Annotated in this window: 5 protein-coding genes; 3 read left to right on the top strand and 2 right to left on the bottom strand. The window is 64.9% G+C overall.

Annotated elements, in window-relative coordinates; translation table 11 throughout:
* Both mreC and ACFPAH_RS14270 read right to left on the bottom strand, forming a co-directional pair.
* Positions 1-1,047: rod shape-determining protein MreC (gene mreC / locus ACFPAH_RS14275; protein WP_379746566.1), on the bottom strand; the 1,047-nt coding region annotated here is incomplete at its 3' end.
* A 127-nt stretch (positions 1,048-1,174) separates the two neighbouring features.
* Complete coding sequence (locus ACFPAH_RS14270; protein ID WP_379746562.1) at positions 1,175-2,218, bottom strand: rod shape-determining protein; 1,044 nt, start codon at positions 2,216-2,218, stop codon at positions 1,175-1,177.
* A 387-nt stretch (positions 2,219-2,605) separates the two neighbouring features.
* On the opposite strand from ACFPAH_RS14270, the gene gatC reads away from it, so the two are divergent.
* From gatC to gatB, 3 genes are read left to right on the top strand one after another with little or no spacing between them, the layout of a single operon-like run.
* Positions 2,606-2,905, top strand: a complete 300-nt coding sequence (gene gatC, locus ACFPAH_RS14265; protein ID WP_379746559.1) for an Asp-tRNA(Asn)/Glu-tRNA(Gln) amidotransferase subunit GatC — start codon at positions 2,606-2,608, stop codon at positions 2,903-2,905.
* Between the two features lie 41 nt (positions 2,906-2,946).
* Positions 2,947-4,422, top strand: a complete 1,476-nt coding sequence (gene gatA, locus ACFPAH_RS14260; protein WP_379746556.1) for an Asp-tRNA(Asn)/Glu-tRNA(Gln) amidotransferase subunit GatA — start codon at positions 2,947-2,949, stop codon at positions 4,420-4,422.
* Positions 4,423-4,481: 59 nt separating this feature from the next.
* Positions 4,482-5,960 carry an Asp-tRNA(Asn)/Glu-tRNA(Gln) amidotransferase subunit GatB gene (gene gatB, locus ACFPAH_RS14255; RefSeq protein ID WP_379746569.1) on the top strand — a complete coding sequence of 493 codons (1,479 nt, stop codon included), beginning with the start codon at positions 4,482-4,484 and terminating at the stop codon, positions 5,958-5,960.
* Positions 5,961-6,182 lie beyond the last annotated feature (222 nt).

Raw genomic sequence — 6,182 nt, 5'->3', positions numbered from 1 at the left:
AGCGGCCGCCGCATTCGGCGCGGGAGGCGCGGCCGGCGTTGCGGCCGGTGCGCCGGCCACCGAGCCCGGCCCGGTGCCGGGCTGGGCCGGCGCGCCCTGGGCCGGCAGCGGCGAAGGCGGCAGCGGAGGCTGGGGCACCGGCTCCATCTTCGGCAGGTTGCGGCGCGAGGCGTGCTTGGCGGGCGCAGGCACCGCGGCCGGCCGCGGCGCCTTGGCCACGCCCGACTTGACGATCAGGAGCTGGCGGTGGCGGTCGACGCCGCCGAGCGGCTGGCATACCACGCGTCCGAAGGCGCCGGCCGCGACCTTCTCGACCTGCACCACCTTGGCCACCGCCAGCCCGGCCGGATACATCCCGTCCAGGCCCGAGGTGACGATCACGTCGCCCACCTGGATGTCGGCGTCGGGCGCGACGAAGCGCAGGTCGAGCAGGTCCGAGCGTCCGCGGCCGTAGGCGATGCTGCGCAGGCCCGAGCGCAGCACCTGCACCGGAATGGCCTGGTCACGGTCGGTCAGCAAGGTGACTTCGGACGTAAAGGGGAACACGCGCGTGACCTGGCCGATCACGCCGGCGTTGTCGATCACCGGCAGGCCGGGCTCGACGCCATTGCGCGAGCCGCGGTCGAGGACGATGCGGCGCGTCGACGGGTCGCGCGCGTCGTACAGGATCTCGCCCATGATCGACCCGGTCGGCAGGTATTCGCGCGCTTCGAGCAGGCGCCGCAGGTGGGCGTTCTCGGCCATCTGGAACTGGGCCTGCTGCATCGCCTCGGCCTGGGCGACCTGCTGGTTCTTCAGCTCGCGCACTTCGTTCTGCAGGCTCGAGAGCGAGGAAAAATAGCCGCCCATGCTGGAGATGGCATCGCGCGGCATCAGCGCGGCCATCTGCAAGGGATAGAGGATGGTGCCGGCCACCTGGCGCACCGTGTTCAGCACGTGCATGCGTGCGTCGACCACCAGCAGCACCAGCGACAGGAGGGCGAACACCGTCACCTTCACCCGTGCCGGGGCGCCCTGTTTGAATAGCGGCGGAGGACTGTAATCCATGAATGTCAGTAGTGGCGGCGCAGCCGCCGGAGCCTAATGCCTGAATGAGGAACAGGGAATGAAAAACGGATATGGGCAGGCGCCGGCTTCTCAGCCCTCGCCCGCCCATGCTCCCTGCTTCATTCGCTTACTCGTACGAGAAGATCGAACCGAGCTTGTCGTTGTGTTCCAGCGCCATGCCCGAACCGCGCACCACGCAGGTCAGCGGGTCTTCGGCCACCAGCACCGGCAGGCCGGTCTCTTCCATCAGCAGGCGATCGAGGTCGCGCAGCAGCGCGCCGCCGCCGGTCAGCATCATGCCCTTCTCGGCGATGTCGGCGCCCAGTTCCGGCGGGGTCTGTTCGAGCGCGTTCTTGACGGCCGAGACGATGTTGTTGAGCGGATCGGTCAGCGCTTCCAGGATCTCGTTGCTCGAGATGGTGAACGCGCGCGGAATGCCTTCGGACAGGTTGCGGCCCTTGACTTCCATCTCCTTCACTTCCGAACCCGGGAAGGCCGACCCTATTGCCTTCTTGATCGCCTCGGCGGTCTGCTCGCCGATCAGCATGCCGTAGTTGCGGCGGATGTAGTTGACGATGGCGTCGTCGAAGCGGTCGCCGCCGACGCGCACCGAGCCTTTATAGACCATGCCGCCCAGCGAGATGATGCCCACTTCGGTGGTGCCGCCGCCGATGTCGACCACCATCGAGCCGGTCGCATCCGACACCGGCAGGCCGGCGCCGAGCGCGGCAGCCATCGGCTCTTCGATCAGGAACACCTGCGAGGCGCCGGCACCCAGGGCCGATTCGCGGATCGCGCGGCGCTCGACCTGGGTCGAACCGCAAGGCACGCAGATGATGATGCGCGGCGACGGGCGGAAGAATTTCGAGTCGTGCACCATGCGGATGAACTGCTTGAGCATTTCCTCGGTGACGGTGAAGTCGGCGATCACGCCGTCCTTCATCGGGCGGATCGCCTCGATGTTGCCCGGCACCTTGCCCAGCATCTGCTTGGCTTTCTTGCCGACCGCCTGGATCGTTTTTTTGCCGTTCGGGCCGCCTTGCTGGCGGATCGCCACGACCGACGGTTCGTCCAGCACGATGCCCTGGCCGCGCACGTAGATCAGCGTATTGGCGGTACCCAGGTCGATGGCCAGGTCGTTCGAAAAGTAACTGCGTAAAGAACCAAACATGTGTGTCCTGATGCGCGAAGTCGCGCCTAAACTATTGATCGGGGTGTCCTCGCCGCGTCGGCCTGCCTGCGCCCTGCGGTCTCTAGAGCGTCTAACAAAACTCCCATGGCTGCGTCGCGTCGCCCTGCCCTGGAAGTTTTGTTAAACGCCCTTATGCAATGCGGGCCGCGCTCATTCGGCGCCGACCACGCATTAGCCCGCCATTCTACCTTATAATTTACCGATTAAACGCTGAAAACAGGTGGTTTTACCCCCCAGTTCCTGAAGCGAGATCGGCGGGATTAGCAAGCTTTTATCGCCTGTAGCAAGGCGTTCAACAGCCCGGCCGCCGTATTCCGTTATTCGCCCAACCACATTTTGAACGCGGCTCGTGCCGCGCTTTTTGCCATGTCCCTGACCCTTTCAGACGTAAAACGGATCGCCAACCTGGCCCAGCTCGATTTGGACGACGCCCATGCCGACATCGCGCTGGGCGAGTTGAACGGCATCTTCGCCCTGGCCGAACAGATGCAGGCGGTCGATACCACCGGCGTTGCGCCGCTGTCGCATCCGCTCGCCGCGATCCTGGCCCTGCCGCTGCGCCTGCGCGAAGACGTGGTGACCGAAGAAAACCGCCGCGACGACTACCAGGCCCCGGCACCGAAGGCACAGGACGGCCTGTACCTGGTGCCCAAGGTGATCGAATAACCCGGTGATCGAATAACCAGCATCCACGAAACTTAGGCACCATGCATAACAAGACCATCAAAGAGCTGTCGGCGCTGCTGCACGCAAAGCAGGTATCGAGCACGGAACTGACCCGCCACTACCTGTCGCGCATCGATGCGAGCGGCCACAACGCTTTCCTGCACGTCGACGCCGAGCTGTCGCTGGCCCAGGCGCTTGCTGCGGACGCGCGCCTCGCGGAAGGCACTGCCGGCCCCCTGACCGGGATCCCGATTGCCCATAAGGATATCTTCGTCACGCGCAACTGGCGCACGACTGCCGGCTCGAAGATGCTGGCCAACTACGTCAGCCCCTTCGACGCCACCGTCGTCGACCGTTTCAACGCGGCCGGCATGGTCACGCTCGGCAAGGTGAACTGCGACGAATTCGCGATGGGTTCGGCCAACGAGAACTCGGCCTTCGGCCCCGTTCAAAATCCGTGGGACGCGCTGGCGGTGCCGGGCGGCTCCTCGGGCGGTTCGGCCGCCGCGATCGCCGCGCGCCTGGCGCCGGCTGCGACCGCGACCGACACCGGCGGCTCGATCCGCCAGCCGGCGGCCTTCTGCGGCGTCTCCGGCATCAAGCCGACCTACGGCCGCGTCTCGCGCTTCGGCATGATCGCCTTCGCCTCCTCGCTCGACCAGGGCGGCCCGATGGCCCAGACCGCCGAAGACTGCGCCCTGCTGCTGAACGACATGATCGGCCACGACGAGCGCGACTCGACCAGCCTCACCGCCGAACAGGGCAACGGCCACGAAGACTTTACGCGCGACCTGAACAAGCCCTTGACCGGCCTGCGCATCGGCGTGCCTGCCGAATACTTCGGCGAAGGCCTGGCCGCCGATGTCGAGGCCGCCGTGCGCGCCGCGCTGGAACAATTCGTCAAGCTGGGCGCGACCCTGGTCGACATCTCGCTGCCGAAGACGGCGCTGTCGATCCCGACCTACTACATCATCGCCCCGGCCGAAGCCTCGTCCAACCTGTCGCGCTTCGACGGCGTGCGCTACGGCCACCGCGCCAGCGAGTACAAGGACCTGCAGGACATGTACAAGAAAACCCGCGCCGAGGGTTTCGGGCGCGAGGTGCAGCGTCGCATCCTGGTCGGCACCTACGTGCTGTGCCATGGCTATTACGACGCCTATTACGTGCAGGCGCAAAAGATCCGCCGCCTGATCGCCGACGACTTCCAGGCTGCGTTCGCCGACAAGTGCGACGTCATCATGGGCCCGGTGGCGCCGACGGTGGCATGGGACGCGGGCTCGAAAACGAATGACCCGGTCGCCAACTACCTGGCCGACATCTTCACGCTCTCGACCAGCCTGGCCGGCCTGCCCGGCATGTCGGTCCCCTGCGGTTTCGGGCAAGGCGAAAAGAACGGCAAGCGCCCGGTCGGCCTGCAAATCATCGGCAATTATTTCGCCGAGGCCAAGCTGCTGAACATCGCGCACCAGTACCAGCAAGTCACCGACTGGCACCAGCGCGCCCCCGACGGGGTCTAAGCAAGGGACGTAGGGTGGACGGCTCTGCCGTCCACGCGTTCAACCAGTGCCAGCACAGAATACAAAGAGAGAACACCATGCAATGGGAAGTCGTCATCGGTCTTGAGAACCACGTCCAGCTCACGACCAATTCGAAAATCTTCAGCGGCAGCTCGATCCAGTTCGGCGCCGAGCCCAACACCCAGGCCAGCCCGGTCGACCTGGCGCTGCCGGGCGTGCTGCCCGTGATGAACAAGGGCGCGGTCGAGCGCGCGATCCGCTTCGGCCTGGCGGTCGGCGCGAAAATCGCCCCGCAATCGGTCTTCGCCCGCAAGAACTATTTTTATCCGGACCTGCCCAAGGGCTACCAGATCAGCCAGTTCGAAGACCCCGTGGTCCAGGGCGGCACGATCACCTTCGGCTACGAGAAGGACGGCAAGCTCGAGACGAAAACCGTCAACCTGACCCGGGCCCACCTGGAAGAGGATGCCGGCAAGTCGCTGCACGAAGATTACGCAGGCATGACCGGCATCGACCTGAACCGCGCCGGCACGCCGCTGCTCGAGATCGTCTCGGAACCCGAAATGCGCAGCGCCAATGAGGCGGTCGCGTATGCAAAAGCCCTGCACGGGCTGGTCATGTGGCTGGGCGTCTGCGACGGCAACATGCAGGAAGGCTCGTTCCGCTGCGACGTCAACGTCTCGGTGCGTCCGATGGGCCAGCAGGAATTCGGCACCCGCTGCGAGATCAAGAACCTGAACTCGTTCCGCTTCATGGAAGAAGCGATCCACTACGAAGTGCGGCGCCAGATCGAGCTGATCGAAGACGGCGGCAAGGTCCAGCAGGCAACCCGCCTGTGGGACCCGGACAAGAAGGAAACCCGCGCCATGCGCTCGAAGGAAGACGCGCAGGATTACCGCTACTTCCCCGACCCCGACCTGCCGCCCCTGACGATTTCGGAAGACTGGATCGAGCGCGTGCGCGCCGACATGCCGGAACTGCCGGAAGCGATGCGCAAGCGCTTCACGGGCGACTACGGCCTGCCGGAATACGACAGCCTGATCCTCACCTCGTCCCAGGCCATGGCAACCTACTACGAAGCCGTGGTGGCGAAGGCCGGCAAGGAAAACGCGAAAGCCATCGCCAACTGGATGATGGGCGACGTCTCCTCGACCCTGAACCGGGAAGGCGTGGACATCACCGCGTCGCCGGTGGAAGCATCGCAACTGGCGCTGCTCATCAAGCGCATCGCCGACGGCACGATTTCCAATAAAGCCGGCAAGGAAGTGTTCGCGGCCATGTGGGAAGCGAAGTCGACGGACGAGCACCTGGCCGACCTCGTGATCGAGCAAAGGGGCCTGAAGCAGATTTCGGACACCGGCGCACTGGAGGCAATCGTCGATGAGGTGCTGGCGGCGAACGCGAAATCGGTCGAGCAGTACCGCGCCGGCAAGGAAGCGGCGATCAACGCGCTGATCGGCCAGACCATGAAGGCCTCGAAGGGCAAGGCGAATCCGGCGCAGGTGACGGAGCTGCTCAAGAAGAAACTGGCGGGTTGATTTTTCAAACTGTCGATACAAAAAAACCGGAGCAATGCTCCGGTTTTTTTTCGCCTTCGCAACCGGCCCGTTCTACGTCACGCCGGCATTTCTACCGTGCGTTGAACGCGTGGGCGGCGGTGGCGCCAACGCTGAGCCGCCGGCCGGGCATAGCCTGTTTGGCCGGGGGACATAGGTAACACTTGTCGGGAGACATGGGTAACACTTCTTTTATGATCATTG

The organism is Massilia sp. GCM10023247, from assembly GCF_042653325.1.
Lineage (GTDB): Bacteria > Pseudomonadota > Gammaproteobacteria > Burkholderiales > Burkholderiaceae_D > Telluria.
This window is presented reverse-complemented; position numbering and strand designations above follow the sequence as displayed.